The sequence below is a fragment of the Alteromonas sp. KC3 genome (assembly GCF_016756315.1).
Lineage (GTDB): Bacteria > Pseudomonadota > Gammaproteobacteria > Enterobacterales > Alteromonadaceae > Alteromonas.
On record NZ_AP024235.1, the window covers coordinates 4,276,270 to 4,291,952 of the forward strand.

General features: G+C 44.1%; 11 protein-coding genes. 2 read left to right on the forward strand and 9 right to left on the reverse strand.

The genetic code is table 11. The features are described 5' to 3' along the window. Positions 1 to 126: 126 nt before the first annotated feature. The gene (locus JN178_RS18860) at positions 127 to 2,208 is read right to left on the reverse strand and encodes a TonB-dependent receptor (RefSeq protein WP_202262835.1); all 2,082 of its coding nucleotides are present in this window, start codon (positions 2,206 to 2,208) and stop codon (positions 127 to 129) included. 190 nt (positions 2,209 to 2,398) lie between these two features. On the opposite strand from JN178_RS18860, the gene JN178_RS18865 reads away from it, so the two are divergent. Then, positions 2,399 to 2,842: a DUF2721 domain-containing protein gene (locus JN178_RS18865; protein WP_202262836.1), complete on the forward strand. Its 444-nt coding sequence runs from the start codon at positions 2,399 to 2,401 to the stop codon at positions 2,840 to 2,842. Positions 2,843 to 2,964: 122 nt separating this feature from the next. Here JN178_RS18865 and JN178_RS18870 read toward each other — a convergent pair whose 3' ends face one another. Continuing rightward, positions 2,965 to 3,972: a 5'-methylthioadenosine/S-adenosylhomocysteine nucleosidase family protein gene (locus JN178_RS18870; RefSeq protein WP_202262837.1), complete on the reverse strand. Its 1,008-nt coding sequence runs from the start codon at positions 3,970 to 3,972 to the stop codon at positions 2,965 to 2,967. Between the two features lie 415 nt (positions 3,973 to 4,387). Between JN178_RS18870 and JN178_RS18875 the strand changes: the two genes are divergently transcribed. Then, entirely contained in the window at positions 4,388 to 5,272 is an 885-nt protein-coding gene (locus JN178_RS18875; protein ID WP_202262838.1) for a LysR family transcriptional regulator, read from the forward strand. Positions 5,273 to 5,317: 45 nt separating this feature from the next. On the opposite strand, the gene JN178_RS18880 is transcribed toward JN178_RS18875, so the two are convergent. The 7 genes from JN178_RS18880 to JN178_RS18910 all read right to left on the reverse strand — a co-directional run bounded on the left by JN178_RS18880 (position 5,318) and on the right by JN178_RS18910 (position 15,191). Further along, positions 5,318 to 6,673, reverse strand: coding sequence for an OmpP1/FadL family transporter (locus JN178_RS18880; RefSeq protein WP_202262839.1), 1,356 nt, complete (start codon positions 6,671 to 6,673; stop codon positions 5,318 to 5,320). A 227-nt stretch (positions 6,674 to 6,900) separates the two neighbouring features. Then, entirely contained in the window at positions 6,901 to 7,971 is a 1,071-nt protein-coding gene (locus JN178_RS18885; RefSeq protein WP_202262840.1) for a GGDEF domain-containing protein, read from the reverse strand. A 70-nt stretch (positions 7,972 to 8,041) separates the two neighbouring features. Continuing rightward, positions 8,042 to 9,292, reverse strand: coding sequence for a sensor histidine kinase (locus tag JN178_RS18890; RefSeq protein ID WP_202262841.1), 1,251 nt, complete (start codon positions 9,290 to 9,292; stop codon positions 8,042 to 8,044). Positions 9,293 to 9,305: 13 nt separating this feature from the next. After that, entirely contained in the window at positions 9,306 to 10,688 is a 1,383-nt protein-coding gene (locus JN178_RS18895) for a sigma-54-dependent transcriptional regulator (protein WP_232369628.1), read from the reverse strand. Positions 10,689 to 10,758: 70 nt separating this feature from the next. Beyond that, entirely contained in the window at positions 10,759 to 13,227 is a 2,469-nt protein-coding gene (locus JN178_RS18900; protein WP_202262842.1) for an FtsX-like permease family protein, read from the reverse strand. After that, complete coding sequence (locus tag JN178_RS18905; protein WP_202266139.1) at positions 13,224 to 13,940, reverse strand: ABC transporter ATP-binding protein; 717 nt, start codon at positions 13,938 to 13,940, stop codon at positions 13,224 to 13,226. The genes JN178_RS18900 and JN178_RS18905 overlap by 4 nt, the downstream gene beginning before the upstream one ends. A gap of 3 nt (positions 13,941 to 13,943) precedes the next feature. Then, entirely contained in the window at positions 13,944 to 15,191 is a 1,248-nt protein-coding gene (locus tag JN178_RS18910) for an efflux RND transporter periplasmic adaptor subunit (protein WP_202262843.1), read from the reverse strand. Positions 15,192 to 15,683: the final 492 nt, after the last annotated feature.

Sequence of the window (15,683 nt, forward strand, 5' to 3'; positions counted from 1 at the left end):
TGCAACCCATGTCTTTTACGTTAGGTATGCGTTGCTCGCTAACTTTTGTCAGCGATGATTAATACCTAAGAGTACGCCTGTATACACTTGGGCACAAGCGTATACAGGCGCTTTTTAAATATAGTGCTATAGCGCTAGTGATGCGCTAAGCATGAAATTGCGCGGTCTACCCGGAAAATAACGAGGACCACTAAAGGTTGTGAAATCAGCACGGTCGGCATAATCAGCGTCAAGCAGATTGTTTATTCTTGCGCTAACTGTGATGTCGCTGGTAATCCCGTAACTCACTCTGGCGTGCAGCAAGTCGTGCCCTTCATATTCATTGGCATTTTCAGCATCTGTAAAATAATCATCAACATGCTGCCATTCTAATTGAGCTCGAATGGTATCGGTAACATCGTAACTTAGCCGCGCATTAAGCTGTAGCTTAGGTGCGGTATCGATATCGTTACCTTTAATATCGACTTCACCTTGAAGTTGACTGTGTTCATAAGTGTGTCGTGCATAGCTCGCTGCCACATCAAACGTCCAGTTCGGTAAAATAGCCTGGCTTAGTTCTACTTCAATGCCTCGGTGCCATGTTTCACCGTTATTGATATTAAAAAAATCACTGTCACGGTAAATCACGTTGTTTTTACGTAAACTGTACAATGACAATGTATAGCGCCCATTATCCATAAGCCCTTTAAGACCTACTTCATAGTTTGTCGCCGTTACCGAGTCTAGGTCGGCGACTTGCTGAGCGCGCTGCAAGCGATACAATTCTGTCGCTTGCGGAGCGCGGAAACCACGAGATAGCCCCATGTACACATAGGTTTGACCATCTAATCGATAACTCGCGCTTAGCGATGGGCTAAAATTATCAAAATCATTTTTGCCACTTTCAGGTCGAGAATAACGACAACCACCGAAACCACATTCAGTGCCATCTTCGCGTAGACGCCCTGCGTTCATGTTATTTGTGTAATCATACTCCATACTTTCAAATCGCCCACCTACCGATACATTCCAACGGGCTTGTTGCCAGTTAAGCGCAAAGAAAGGCGCGATGAGAGTGGCGTCAACATCGTAATCGTAGTGCTTGCCCTGTGGCACAGTAGCAACTAAAAAAGCCGACCCTTGCGTTGGCGCATCTTGTGACTGAACAAGTTCCCCTTCGGTGTATTCAACGTCAATACCCACATCAATATTTAATGCTGGACTCATTACATAGTTCAGTTGCGACAGTACTCCTAACCCATGTTGCGCATTTTTCTCTAGCGGTTTTCCTGGCAAAAAGTGCATCAAAAAGTCCATGCTTTGGTCGCGTAAGTAAGGCGTTATCGACAGTGTATGGCCGCCGTCAAAAGAGGTTTCGACTTTACTCCAAAACCTTGTGCTTTGTGCCTTGCGAAATGCTTCTGGATTGGGGTTAGCTTGCGCTACGCTGTCGTTCTTATAACTCTCAAAGCCCGTAATATATCCTGCTGTATCTTGATCAAGGTTAGTGTAGGTAAACCCGGAAGTAATGACAGTGTCGGCTAAGTTTAGTCGATGCCGCAGGTTCACTTTCTCTTGGTCAACACCTTCTTTGTCACGATAGCCATTGTCTCGCGTGATACTGGCATTAATGCCAACACCACTTTGCCCAAAATCCTTTCCCTGTCTTAGCTTTATGCGATTAAAGCCAAATGAGCCATAGTCGTAGGCCAATAAGCCCTCACTAACAGTGGTATCAGGCGTAACAACATTTATCACACCATGAATAGCGTTTGATCCATAAAGTGGTGACGCGGGACCCTTTAGCACATCAATACGCTCAGCCATTTCGCCATGAGCTTCAAACAATTCGTTAATATTACAAAAACCTGCGGCTCGAAGTGCAATGCCGTCTTCTGCCGCTAATATACCACCACAGGCACCTGCCCCCGTTAGTACAGGTGAACGAAGTGCAGGTAGATATTCTTGACCATTGCCACGCTGCACCCCAGCACCCGCGACGTAGTTGAGCGCTTCTTGAATATGCTGAAGTGAAAGTAGCGAAAGATCGTCGCTGTTGATTGAAGAAACGACATAACCATTTGCTTTGGCTTTGCCTGTTATACGACTTGATGTTGTTTCGATACGTTCTATGTAGTTAGCCTCGTCCCCCATAGCCGTGGCAGAAAGTGCTGCTAGCACTGAAGTGGTGGTAAAAAGAGACAAGAGAAACAACGGCTTCACAGTCATGTTTTATCCTTTAAGGTGTAAATCAACGGCACTATAAAACATTGTACCCTGTAAGCCTCTGAACATAAGCTAAAAACCAATATTTTAAAGATAAGTATCAAAAAAGGCAGTACATCAATTTTTCTCGTGGCATAGTGTTTGCTCTGGCACGTTATTACGGTCCTAGACGAACTACACTTGGAGGATACTATTGGACACCCTAATTCCCAGTCTTTCGCAGCTCATCGAATTCGCTGTTGCCCCTGTATTTTTGCTTACCGGTATTGCTGGCTTTCTCAATGTAATGTCTTCTCGATTAGGTCGTATCTCAGATAGAGTGAGGGTGGCAGAACGCCAAATTCACACACTTTCTGACCCTCATATTGTTGACCGTTCAAAAGCGGAAATTAAGGTGCTATGGCGCAGAGTACAAGTGATCAACTGGGCAATAGGATTGTGTGTCGCAGCTGGGTTAATGGTATGTACCGTCATTGTGGCGTTGTTCTCTGGCTCACTGTGGGTAGTAGATTTGAAAACGCCCGTTATCGTACTTTTCATTTTAGCAATGATGTTTCTCATCAGTGCATTGGTGGTATTTCTTATAGAAGTAAAATTAGCAACCAATACGATAAAGCTGGTTCGCACTATTCGTTAGGTGAAAGGAACCAAGGGTGAACAGTGCGTTTTCGTGCATTCACCAATGCACAGATAGCATATAGGCGAATTTTGGGGTGTGAGTGTTGGCCAGTATTCAGCCAACACTCACACGTGACATCTTTATTTTTCAGCCAATGTGTCTAATACAGAAAACAGTACATTGGCCCCAATGCGCGATACTTCTTTATCAAACTTATTCTCCACGTTCACACCTTCTTGCCCACCAGCTAAGTCGCTGATAGCGCGCACAATCACCCAGTCTACATTGTTAATCGTGCACACTTGACCAATTGCAGCTGATTCCATTTCAGTTACTTCAGCGTTAAAAACGTCTCGTGTCCATTTACGGTACTCTCGGTTATCCATAAATACCGACCCCGTTATGCCATTACCGCCCACAAATAACTTAGCGTCCCGCTCATCTAATACACGTTGTACGGGCATTTCTGCCATGGCCTGTTTCGCTGCCTCAAGCAAGCGCTCAGATGCACTAAAGTAAGCAGTGTCTTTCGGTTTATCCATACCGTCTTTCACGATTAACACTTCGTCGGGATGAATAAAGTGGAAAGGCTTATAGTGTGGTATGTGCGGGTCTTGGGCGCGGCGAGATTCTTGCTCTTCCATAAACGCCGCATAGTATTCTGGCAGGATATATTGGCCGGGGTTATTCGGGTCTTCGTTGGTGTAGACACTTTCATCATGATAGTACCAACGCGCTGGCACAATAACATCGCCAGGTTGCCACTTGGGATTTACTGCACCTGCAATCCCCATGTATACCACCTGCTTGACAGGAAAGTAATCTAAGGCCATTTGCATTGTCATGGCTGCGTTGGCAATACTCATTCCGGTAGCGAATACCAGAATCGGTTCGTCGTGGTAGGTACCTAAGCGGTAAGTTACACCTTTAATGGTCTTAGTAGTATGAATAGAAGCGTTAGGATCTTGCGCTATTCTGTTAAGAATGCCCTCCATCTCTGGTGCATAGGCTACTGTTATTGCGGTAAAACCGGGCTGTGTAAATGTCGCTGGACCAAAATCAATCGAAGCGCTTTTTTCAACCGAAGCACACCCTCCAAGCCACACAGAGGTAAAGAGGATGAGTAAAAGAACGCGGTACTTTTTCATTTTTATTCTCGCTAGGAACGGTTAGTTTTTTAGAGCGTGTTGTTTTTTACCGTACGTTTTTGCAGCAAAGCTCAACACGCTTTAATAAGCTACCACTTTATTGTCACATTAAAAGAGTGAATAAACAGGTTTTACTTTCTTAAAACAAAACATCTACAAAATGGATACAAATTCACCAAAATCGTGCATATTAATATTTAATATGCAGCTAAATAGAATAAATTTTCACCAGTAAAGATTTGGTAAAGAAAGCCAGAAAAGCGCTAATTGGCGATAAAATACGGCAGACTTCGCTATTTCATTGCAAAAATTTAATACTATTACCATGCTAGCGAAATAAGCGCACAAGCAATTAAAAATAATAATAACAAGCGAAAATTGAACATTACGGCCATAAAAGGATGACTAAGGCGCCATGAATTCAAAACTTTTACGATCACTACAGGTGTTTGTTGCAGTCACCGATAGTGGCAGCATGAGTGTAGCCGCAAGAGAGTTACACATGACGGTTTCTGCAATAAGCCAACAGCTAAGAAAGCTAGAGCAAGATATCGGTCTAAGCTTGTTTAATCGCAATACCAGAAGCTTGAGTCTGACAGAAGCTGGGCGAATTTACTACGATACTAGCAAGCGAATGCTTGAAACGGCACACGTCGCACAACAGCAGATTGAAAGTCTGCAAGACAATCCATCTGGTAAAATCAATATTATTGCGCCAGAAGGGTTTGGCGGCGGGTTGCTAAGTGAGCCTTTGCGCACTTTATGCGAAGCATTTCCCAAACTTTCTCTGTCGTTAACGCTTACCGACGAACCCAAGGATATCATCGCATCGTGCGCCGATTTGGTACTGTGTTTTGCACCTGTTTCAGACACTAATTTTAGTAGTCTAGAGCTAGCAACATGGCAACGCATTTTATGTGTATCGTCATCACATCCGTTGGCTAGTAAAACACTCATAACGCCCGAACAACTTAACGAGTATACGTACATTTCGCACCGTCATATCGATACCTATACCATGGAGCACAAACAACACGAAAGTTACGAACTCGATGCACAGCGTATTGATGTCAACTCCATGCAAACCCTAATTCAACTAACGAAAGACGGGGTGGGTTATGCGGTGTTACCAGAACCAGAGATCCGTCACCTTCTTAAATCAGGTGAAATGAAACAACTGTTTTGTGACTGGCAATTGCCGGATTACACCGTGTATGCCGTTACACCAAAAAGAGACCTTGTCCCTAAAAAGATAAGCGCAGCAATTACCTGCTTACAAGAGTTGTTTGAGCAGATATAAAAAAGGCAGCCAGTGGCTGCCTTTTTATTAGCTTGTGCATGAAAATTAGAAGCGTGTATTTAGCTGTACGCTAAGAATATGAGCAGTTGCTGACTGAGTACCAGAAAAGTTAGTCGTAAAGTCAGTGCCTGGTAGAACGTTACTTAAAATCGTTCTGTCTTTGTCGATTTTCGCTTCGCGGCCATCAATAAACACGTACGCTACATCAATTGAAGTGTCGTCACTCATCGTATACGTCAAACCACCAGAGAACCACTGGCGGTCAGTATCAGGAATACTTAAAGAGCGATTCTCTACTGACACCACACCATCGTCATACGCATAGCCAGCACGAAGTGTAATCTCGTCATTCAAGGCATAAGTCACACCGATAGCCGCACGCCAAGAGTCGTCGAAGTTCTCTTCTTTAATAAGGAAGTCAACGCCATCTTCTAGGTTAGCTTCAAGCTTTTCAAATGTGCTCCAATCTGTGAACACCACGCTTGCTTGTACAGACCACTGGCTATCAATTTTTTGATCAATAGCTAATTCAGTCGTTGCCGCAAGGTTTAAATCTAGGCTACCAGGCTGATTAAGGTTAATAGGGAAAATAGGTGTTTGTGATGACACCGCACCTTCCAGCTCAAGCTTAGTTTCTGCGCGGTATGAAAGCGCAATATTTGTCATATCAGTTGGCTGCCAGAAAATACCTGCATTCCAGCCGTAGCCCCAATCATCCCCTTCCATGCTAAATAGTGAAGCACCTGGGGTAAGTGTTGGTAGGGTAATGCCTAATGCTTCTGCTGTCGGCGCTAAGCCAGCAACTGTGCCTGCTAGTGTATTGGATACGCCAGAGCCAATCTCAGCTTCTGCATAGGTAATGTTTAAACCAAAGCCAACCATAAGCTGCTTGTTTACTTTGTAAGAAACAGCAGGGTTTAACGTTACCGTTTTTACTTCTGCCGTGTCAGCGAAATGAAGCGCTCCAAAATCATCTGAGTAGTCTGAACGAAGACCGTAGGTTGTAAATACGCCTACACCAGCAGAGAGCTTGTCATTAATAGGAGAAACATAGAAAAAGCTTGGCACAATTGCTGTATCAGCGATGTTGTCTTCCGCTGCTGGGCTTGCGCTTACTACTGTGTCACCTAGGTTGTATGTTACTGCACCATCGATATCTACATTTGGGTCAATAAAGCTTGCAGATGCACTGAATTCAGCTTCTTTAAATACACCAATAGCAGCGGGGTTAGTTGCAAGAATAGAGGCATTCTCTGGCTTAGCCGCTTGGCCGGCCATAGCGCGACCAAGGCCATTTGCACTGTGTTCATTAACTTGAAAACCAGCAGCTAGCGCAGATGAAGAGGCTAAAGTAGCTAGCGCTAAGCATACTGAGGCACGTAAAGAAAACTGTTGCTTCATAAAATACTCATAGTAATAGGGGAAAAATTGCAGCTGGGCATTCTACGGATATGAGTACTTTTGTTCAATGCAAGTAAACGACATTTACGGACTTTTATCGCATTTTTTACAATTATAGCAACAACTTCGACGCATTTATAAGCAAAGTTGATAATAAAGAGTTAACACGAGATCACAACATTGTTAACCAGACATTAAACGACAAAGATACAGGCATTTTCTTAAGACTATCTCTCATACGTCACTAATTCTGTACATGCTTTACCCTTTTCTTTAGCAGCATAGAGAGCCTGATCGGCCTTATCGATGAGTTTGTCTATAGTAATATCACGTAAGTCAGAAGCGACTACCGCGCCTATAGAGCAGCTCATCGTCGGATGTTTCGCATTATCTGCATGTACAACCTTTTTTTGCTTCCACTTATCAAGTAGCGCATCGCAGTGCACTGCCACTTGCTGCTTAGTGATATCACTTAACACAACAATGAATTCCTCTCCGCCATAGCGACCTAAAATATCCGTGTCTCGCTTAAATACGCTACGCATAATATCGGCTTGCAATTTTATCGCGTCATCACCTTGCTGATGCCCAAAGCTATCGTTGTATTTCTTAAAATCATCAAGGTCGAGCATCAATACTGCCATAGACACCTTGTGACGCTTGCTTAGTGCGAGCAATTTCACGCTTAGCTCGCGTAGTGCTCGCCGATTGAGTAGGTCTGATAATGGGTCGTACTTGCTTAATTTTAGTAACCTGTCGTTACTCTCTTTAAGCATACTTACGCTGCGATCAAGACGATACTTAGCATAGGCACAGATGAATAGAGAACCGCACACAAATGCAATAGAAATAGCGACTCTGTCACCATACACTGGCGCAAACCACATTAGCGTCAAAAAACCCAATATATTGATGGTATTCGCAGCAACGGCCAGTTTGAAAGGAATGCCTAACGCGAATACACAAAAGAAAGCATACAAAATGGTGCCTTCATATGGGAAAACGAATTGAAATTCATGCCAGCACGACCAAATAAGCCAATAATTGCTGTAGGTCAGTGCCACTAACAGTCCGGTAAAAAGAAACTGTTTACATTGCGCAAAACGGTGCCAAAAAGAAAAAACGACGACCACAGCAATGATGGGTAGTTGCAGGAGAAGACGGTCAAAAAAGTAAAGCGAGTACATACTACTAGGTAAAAGCAGAACATCTGCCACCATAAAACCTAAAACAAGGCAGGCACCTATGATAAGTGCAATGCGCAGGCGAATTAATTCGGTAGCTTTGTTTAGCTTCACGTTTTACCTATGAAAACATCAACGCTCTTGATTGAGTATAACGCGAACCCACACTCTGTGCTTGCGAGTTTTAATGTGATGGCCACACCAACTCAACCTTGGCGCCTCCATTTGCGCCGTTTAAGAGAGATAGCTTTCCATCGTGTTTGCTGACAACTGATTCAACAAACGCTAAGCCAATACCTGCCCCGTGTTCTTTGGTGGTAAAAAGCGGCGTTTTCGCGTTTTCTATATTTGAGAACCCCGTACCGTTATCTGTAACAATAAGGTGTTGTTGTGAATCACTTAAATAGAATTGCACGTCGATAATGGCATCGTTCTCTTCGACCGCTTCTAATGCATTTTTAACAAGGTTTATAAGTACGTGAGCTAATAACTGTGGGTCGCCATAACAGGTGTGTTGACCTGAAAAACGCAATTGGTCCTTTTCGCCTAATAGCGTCTTGGTTTGCTCAACAACAGTCGTTAAATCGAAACGCTCATATTGTGGCTCGGGTATTTTTGCCACTTCTGCGAATCGCTCTACAAAGCTAAGTAGCCCATCAGAGCGACTTTTTACTCTGCTCAGCACTTTGCGCACTTGCTCAAGATCCCAATTAGACATCGATAACAATGTATCCGCCATAGACGACATAGGTGTAAGCGTATTTCGCAGCTCATGGCTTAGCACTCTAACGATGTTATTCTGTACGGCCTGCTCACTTTGTTTAAGTTCTGAGTCAATATTGATGGCAGTGAAAAGGTAAGCTGACTGCTGCATATAATTAAGTGCACTCGACTGACAGCGCCAACTTCGCGTCAGTGCTGGATGATGGATTTGGTCTTTACTAACTGTAAAGCCCAGTTGTTGAGCATGCATGCCCTGCAATAAGCTCACCTCGCGCATGGCATACGCTTCTCGATTAGCATAAATTAATGTGAAGTTGTCGTCGAAAGCGATAATGACAATAGGGATATCTTCAAACAACTGCGACAGCAGAATAGGGAGTAGTTGGGTCGATGTGCTTCCTATTGCACTTTTTGATTGTAACAGTTCAATTTCTCTAACGAGATCATCAATGAGTACTGACGAGCCTCGCCTTGCTAAGCTCGTACTAGATTCCCCCATATTGACGCTTTGCACATAGGTACTTACGCGCATAATGGATGAACACCAAAAATCCCAAACTCGCCATGCTGCCCAGCAAAGCGGGTATGATAAAAAGAATAGCATGGTGCAGATTGCCAACAACGACCATTCAAACGCAACGCCGATGATACCCGCCATGACAAGGAACATAAGCACAGTAAAGACAAGCGCAACTTTGATTTTGAACTCCACGGAGCGCCGCGTTTTAATCAACTTCGAAATCCTCTTTGCTTAACTGGTATTTTTCCAATCTGCGATACAGCGCGTTACGAGAAATACCTAATGCAGAAGCGGCTTTACTAACATGGCCTTGGTACTTTTTGAGGGCGTGGGTAATCATGTCATATTCCACATCATCTAAAGAGCGTAACACGTTTGAATTGCTCTCATCCTTAGACTGAGTGTCGTCAGGTAACATAATGTGAGCAGGCAAAATCTCTGTCTCTCGACACAAAATGACGGCACGTTCAATTACGTGGCTAAGCTCGCGCACATTGCCCGGCCAAGAGTAGTTATTAAGTAAAATGGCTACATCATCGCTCAGCGTTAATTTTGCTTTTTGGTACTTAGCTGAAAACGATTCAATGAAATGCGTGGCGAGTAAGGTTATATCCTCTTTTCTTTCTCGTAAGGGCGGTAAGGAGAGTACAAAAGTATTTAAACGAAACATCAGATCTCGCCTAAAATTACCACTCTCCACCATGTCGTTAAGATTGGCATTTGTCGCGCTAATTATTCTGACATCAGCACTGTGCGTTGTACTTGAACCCACCGGCTCAAACTCATTACTTTCTAATACGCGTAGCAATTTTGGCTGCACGGCATTTGGCAAGGCACCAATTTCATCCATAAATAGCGTGCCGTTTTGCGCCAACTCAAATCGTCCTTTGCGTGCGTCTTTGGCATCAGTAAAGGCACCTTTAACGTGTCCAAATAGTTCGCTTTCAAAGAGGTTTTCAGGAATAGCGCCCATATTTACTGAGACAAACGGTGCACTATTTCGGTTTGAAAGTAGGTGTAAGCGCTCAGCCAATAGTGATTTACCCGTTCCATTTTCACCTAAAATAAGTACGCTTGCTTGCGTGTTGGCCACCTGTTCAATCATCTCTTCTAACTGGCGCATTGCAGGCGATTGGGCAACCCATGCATTGGCCCGTTTAGCGGGTTTTGTGGTTGCTCTGCGATGTGCGTTACTGCCTGATTCTGTAGACGAATAAATATGTTTGTCCACGACATCGAGAAGTTTTTGATTATCCCACGGCTTCTCAAAGAAATCCGCAGCACCAAGCTGCATCCCTTTAACGGCAAGCTCAATGTTTCCCCATGCGGTCATCAATACCGTACGAATATTTTGCTGTGTGAGCTGAGAAAGCACTTCAAGGCCTTCGCCACCACTTGTTGTATCGCGGCTGAAGTTCATATCTAGTAATACTAGTTGAGGTAGTTGCTGCGCCACAATACGCGCCAACTGTTTAGGACTACTCGCCTCTAGTACTTGATAACCATGGTTTGACAGCAGCATCGACAGCGCTAAACGAATATCTTCGTCATCATCAACGACAACTATCATTCCTTTTGAAACTTGCATGTGACTCCTTAAGTGAAAGCCCCAGTCTTTGGGGACAGGGGCTTTGTGTAGTTTATGCGCTCACTACTATCTATAGCTCTCGCAAGGTCCGCATTGGATCTTTGCGTATAATTCGCCATCCGGGAATAGCAACCGATGCCAGCATGGCGAATGTAAGAAGCACATTGATACCTATTGTCGCACTCCAATCCAGAGACGGTGCATTTTCAAATAAGCCTAACATATATTGATAAGCTAACACTCCAGCAATTGCGCCTAGACTTAAACCAATGATTAACATCCACAGTGACTCTTTCATCAGCAACTGTAATAAGCGCGCTTGTTTTGCACCTGTAGCCATTCTGACTGCCAGTTCATAACTGCGTTGACCTGCCGTCATTTGGCTCAGGCCAGACACACCGATGACCGCCAGTACCAGTGTTAACAAGGCCAAACCTGCCACAACTAACATGTTAAGGCGAGTTGCTTGCGTTACTGACTCCCAACGCTCGCTCATTGAATCGACACGTAACTCGCCTAATCGTGGGTCAAGACCGTTGACAAGGTTTGCAACGCTTTCGAGGTTCAACGATTCTCCATCAGGCATGATAATCACTGCCGATAGCGTATTGAAGTTCATTCTTGTCGGGCTACTAAAGTACACCTCTGGCGCATCAACATTAAGCGTACCTGACGGCATTGGGTCAATATCATGTACGATGCCAACTACCTTAAAAATGTCATCGGCAGTGTCACCCATTTTTATTTCTTTACCCACCATAGACATCCAGTTGGCTTCACCTGCACGTTCAATAGCAAATGATTGAGAAATAAGAATATTAGGCAGGCCAACATCATCAAGGTTTAAATCACGCCCTGCAATTACCGGGATTTCAAATGCATCAAATACACCAGGGGCCCACATCATAGGACGGATCATGACGGAGTCGCCAGAATCTGGATCAGGATAGGCACTCATTGACACATTACCCGTCAGCGGAAGTGCATTAATGTCAAACACCTCACCGTCTAAAGCAGATAGACGCTCAGTTAACGCTTGGCGCAGTTGCTGCCATTCGCTGCCCTGGTAGTTATCAAACTCTTCAAGTGATGTACGCCATGTATCATCCGCTACAGCCATACTAACTTCATATGCATTGGGCATGCTGTAACCTAAGTTTCTGTATGCATTGTTGTAGCTATCTTTAACTGACACACTTGCAGCAGTGAGTAATACGCACGCAAATGACAGCTGCACGACCATCAGTGCCTTGCTTATGGTTTGATTCTGCTGAGCTGGCGTGCCCTTACCACTTGAATTGAGACTGTCCGTTAAGGTCATCTTATCGACATACAACAATGCGATAGTGGCAAACGCTACGTTAATAAAAACGATAAAAATAAGGGCGAGTATTACGCTACTGACATCCACTGAAATTTGGTCCAACAGTGGTAAATTGTCGCCCGCAAGAACGGGGAGTACTTCAATTAACCAGCCTGCCGCTAGTAAGCCAAGTAATGTGGCCATCAAAAACATGGGCAGATTCTCAACAAAGATAAGTCGACGAAGCTTGCCAACTGAAGACCCCATGCACATTTGAATTGCAAATTCTTTACTGCGACTTTGATAGTGGGCAATAAACATATTGAGTAAGTTAAGGCATGCCATAATAAGCAGACTCACCATGGCGATAATTAAGACAAACACGAGTTGCTCACTGTCACCGATAAACGCATCTCGGTAACTTGACACTTCACCCACGGTTTTCTTACTTAGTAAAAACTCTCTGGCGCGGTCGATGGTAATTTCGTTGTTGGCATAATCGACAAACCAGTTTTCTAGGTCACTGGGTTGCGGCAGGTCACTTTTAGGCCCGCGAACAACGGTGATGGGACCAATATTCAACGTAATGGTATCTGGCTGCGCCAAACTCTGCTCTAGCTTTTGAAAGCGCCAAACCTGCTCGGCTGTATCGCCAGTTAAGCTTGCGGTATTTAAACTCGTGTAATTATCAAATACGCCGAATATGGGATAGTCGTTGCCTTCAAGACGCAATGTCATATGGGTCATATCCGTCGCGCTACTATACGCTGATTCCCACAAGCTTTTTGAAATCCACACGCCTTCCTCGGCATTTTCAATATTACTACCCTGGCCATTGAGTAGAGCTAATCCAAGCACCTCTGGCGATCCTGTTGATGCATTAAAGGTAGTTACATTGATATCGCTGTTAGCCACATCAATAGTGGTGTTCCCTGGCGAAATATAGGCCCATTCAAGATCATTACCCCAGTAATTTTTAGCCGACGCCACGCGGCGCAAATCGCTAAAAAACGGAACAATTAACCCTTCGTTGAATTCTAATTGCAACTCAACCTGATGTAAGTCTGTTTCGTTGACATCCGGCAAGGGCTTAAACAGCAATGTATTCGCTACCGCCACCACGGTAAGTACCGCTGCAAGCGTTAATCCCAGTGTCGATATTAATGGTAAGCTCAAGCGAGGCAGCGTAAATACTCTTGCTATACCTTGCTTAAATGCATTGATATACAACCTCATGCGACCCCCTGCTCACGAACGAAGTTGACTTGTTTTTCACCCACGATCTTGCCATCGAGCAGTTGTATTTGTCTGTGTACCAAACCACTGTACCGACTATCGTGAGTCACCATCACTATGGTAGAACCTTGCTGATTCAGCTCCATGAGCAGCTTCATTACGGCATCACCATTTTTGGTATCTAGGTTACCTGTAGGCTCATCAACAAGGATTAAATCTGGTTTGCCTACTAGCGCTCTGGCAATCGCTACACGTTGCTGTTGACCACCTGACAATTGGTTGGGCTTGTAGTTAATTCGGTGTTGCATACCCACCTTATCAAGCGCTTCAACCACTGCATCCTTAATGGCTTCGGGCTTTTCTCCCCTATGCTCCAAAGGAAGCGCCACATTCTCAAACACCGTCATGCTGTCGATAAGATTAAACGATTGAAATACATAGCCAATATGCTGATTTCTAACCTGCGTTCTCTGATCTACGCTTAGCCCTTTGGTGTCAATATCACTAATTTGGTAGGTGCCTTCTGTTGCGCTATCTAATAACCCCATAATAGTAAGTAATGTAGATTTCCCGCAGCCCGATGGTCCGGTAATAGCAACAAATTCTCCACTATAGATATCAAGAGAAATTCCTTGTAATGCATGTGTCTCAATTTCTGAACCAATGTACTTTTTGTGAATACTATCCATACTGACGACGATATTATTTCCCATCATTTATCCCTCTTGTCTAATTGTCATTTTGTTATGTGCAGTCCAAGCGTCCTGCATTTGTGATACGAAGCGATCATTCACGTCTACACCAGACTGAATAATGAGCTTACCTTTGGTTAAATCACCTAATTGAATGTGTTTTTTAGTCGCCTGACTCTCACCCTCTTTCATCACAAATCGCTCTAGTTGCGATAGAGGGCGTAGTCCGGCCAGTTGCGGCACATACAGTGCGTTATGTTGAGTTTTCATAAATATTTGCCCAGTTACGGGGGCTAACGGTCTAGCATCGGCGGGTAAGTCACTGGTAAGGCGGACCTCGGCAATAACAACCCCGTTATTTACGACAGACTCAATCAAATTAATTTCGCCAGTGATCAGGCCTTTTCTGGTCGTCAGTTCAACGGGCGCACCTACGGTGATTTGGTCAGCTTGATGTTGCGGTATACGAAGGCGTGCCAGCAGTTTATCTACTGAGCCTACACGCCCTAATACAGACCCTTGAGGTAAAGTTTCACCAATCTCAACATCAAGGCTTTGTAATGTGCCGTGTATACCTGCTTTTACTTGCATATCGTCGAGCTGATGCTGAAGTAAAACCACTTGCTGGTGAAGTTGTTCCAACTCTATTTGACGTTGCTTTAATTGAAAGGCCTGTACTTTGAGAAAGTGCTGATATTTTTCACGTTCGAACGCGAGTTTCTTAGCTTCTTGTTTTACAACAAGCTCTGCGCGCTGTATTTCAAGCTTTGCTGACACGCCACGTTCTGAAAGCTGCTTATTAACGTCTAGTTCAAGTCTGGCGCGCTCTAGCGCAGCTTCAATATCGGCAATACGGCTTTGATAGTCTAAGCGCTCATTTTGCTGTTCTAAATCAAAAGATTCCAACTGCACTATTTGTGCATTGTAGTCACCAAGTGCAGACTGATGTGCACGGTCTAACTCTGGGTTTGCCAGCGACAATATTACGGTATCGGGCTCGACCTGCGCCCCTGGCCGCAAGTAGATTTCGGCTACTTTTCCAGATGCCTGAGAAGTGAGTAAACGCTCTTGTTCGGAAAACAGCTCTCCAAAGGCCTGACTATACAAATCAACGTTGCCTTGCTCGACCTGTAGTACATCAATCTCATTTGCTGACACCACAAGTGTTTCTTCCTGATTAAAAACAAAGGCCAGACTAAGAAAAGTAACCACTACAAGACCAAGTGCATACCACCGGCGATTAGACTTTTTTTGCGAGATTTCAATTTTCATGGTGCTCTACCATTTTCTATTTTCAATAAACGTAAGAAAAAGGCGTGCCAATCATAAAAAGCAATAAATTACATACGCTTACGAATTTTCAGTTTGGGGCTTTTTAATTCAACAGTTCGAAATCGAACAAAGTTGTTCGTTTTTAACGTGTAAAGTCAGGGATGGCCTGAGAGGGGACGAACGCGGTGAGGACGATGAGTATGAATCTTTGTACGCTGGGTACATTTTCTGATCTTAATGCCAGTAACATTTGCATTGCTTAGAGAGTAGCGTTGTATTTGTGCGTTCAACAGTGTCCTCTGTTACCCGCAAGTTCGCTTCTTTCAATGCGATTGAGTACTAAGAAAGATCCACTGAATTCCGTCTTTCTTGGTGTTTTTTGTGAGCTACTAGCGCTAAAAACACAGTGTTTGATAACGAGTTCCTACTATCAGGTATTGTGTTTGTTAGTTGTTTTGCAATCTCAATTTAGCTCTTACTGGCGCAATTCTC

Excerpts from the sequence above, each read along its gene's own strand:
- JN178_RS18860 (WP_202262835.1), bottom strand. The coding sequence starts at position 2,208 with ATGACTGTGAAGCCGTTGTTTCTCTTGTCTCTTTTTACCACCACTTCA.
- JN178_RS18870 (WP_202262837.1), bottom strand. The coding sequence starts at position 3,972 with ATGAAAAAGTACCGCGTTCTTTTACTCATCCTCTTTACCTCTGTGTGG.
- JN178_RS18875 (WP_202262838.1), top strand. The coding sequence starts at position 4,388 with ATGAATTCAAAACTTTTACGATCACTACAGGTGTTTGTTGCAGTCACC.
- JN178_RS18880 (WP_202262839.1), bottom strand. The coding sequence starts at position 6,673 with ATGAAGCAACAGTTTTCTTTACGTGCCTCAGTATGCTTAGCGCTAGCT.
- JN178_RS18895 (WP_232369628.1), bottom strand. The coding sequence starts at position 10,688 with ATGCAAGTTTCAAAAGGAATGATAGTTGTCGTTGATGATGACGAAGAT.
- JN178_RS18900 (WP_202262842.1), bottom strand. The coding sequence starts at position 13,227 with ATGAGGTTGTATATCAATGCATTTAAGCAAGGTATAGCAAGAGTATTT.
- JN178_RS18905 (WP_202266139.1), bottom strand. The coding sequence starts at position 13,940 with ATGGGAAATAATATCGTCGTCAGTATGGATAGTATTCACAAAAAGTAC.
- JN178_RS18910 (WP_202262843.1), bottom strand. The coding sequence starts at position 15,191 with ATGAAAATTGAAATCTCGCAAAAAAAGTCTAATCGCCGGTGGTATGCA.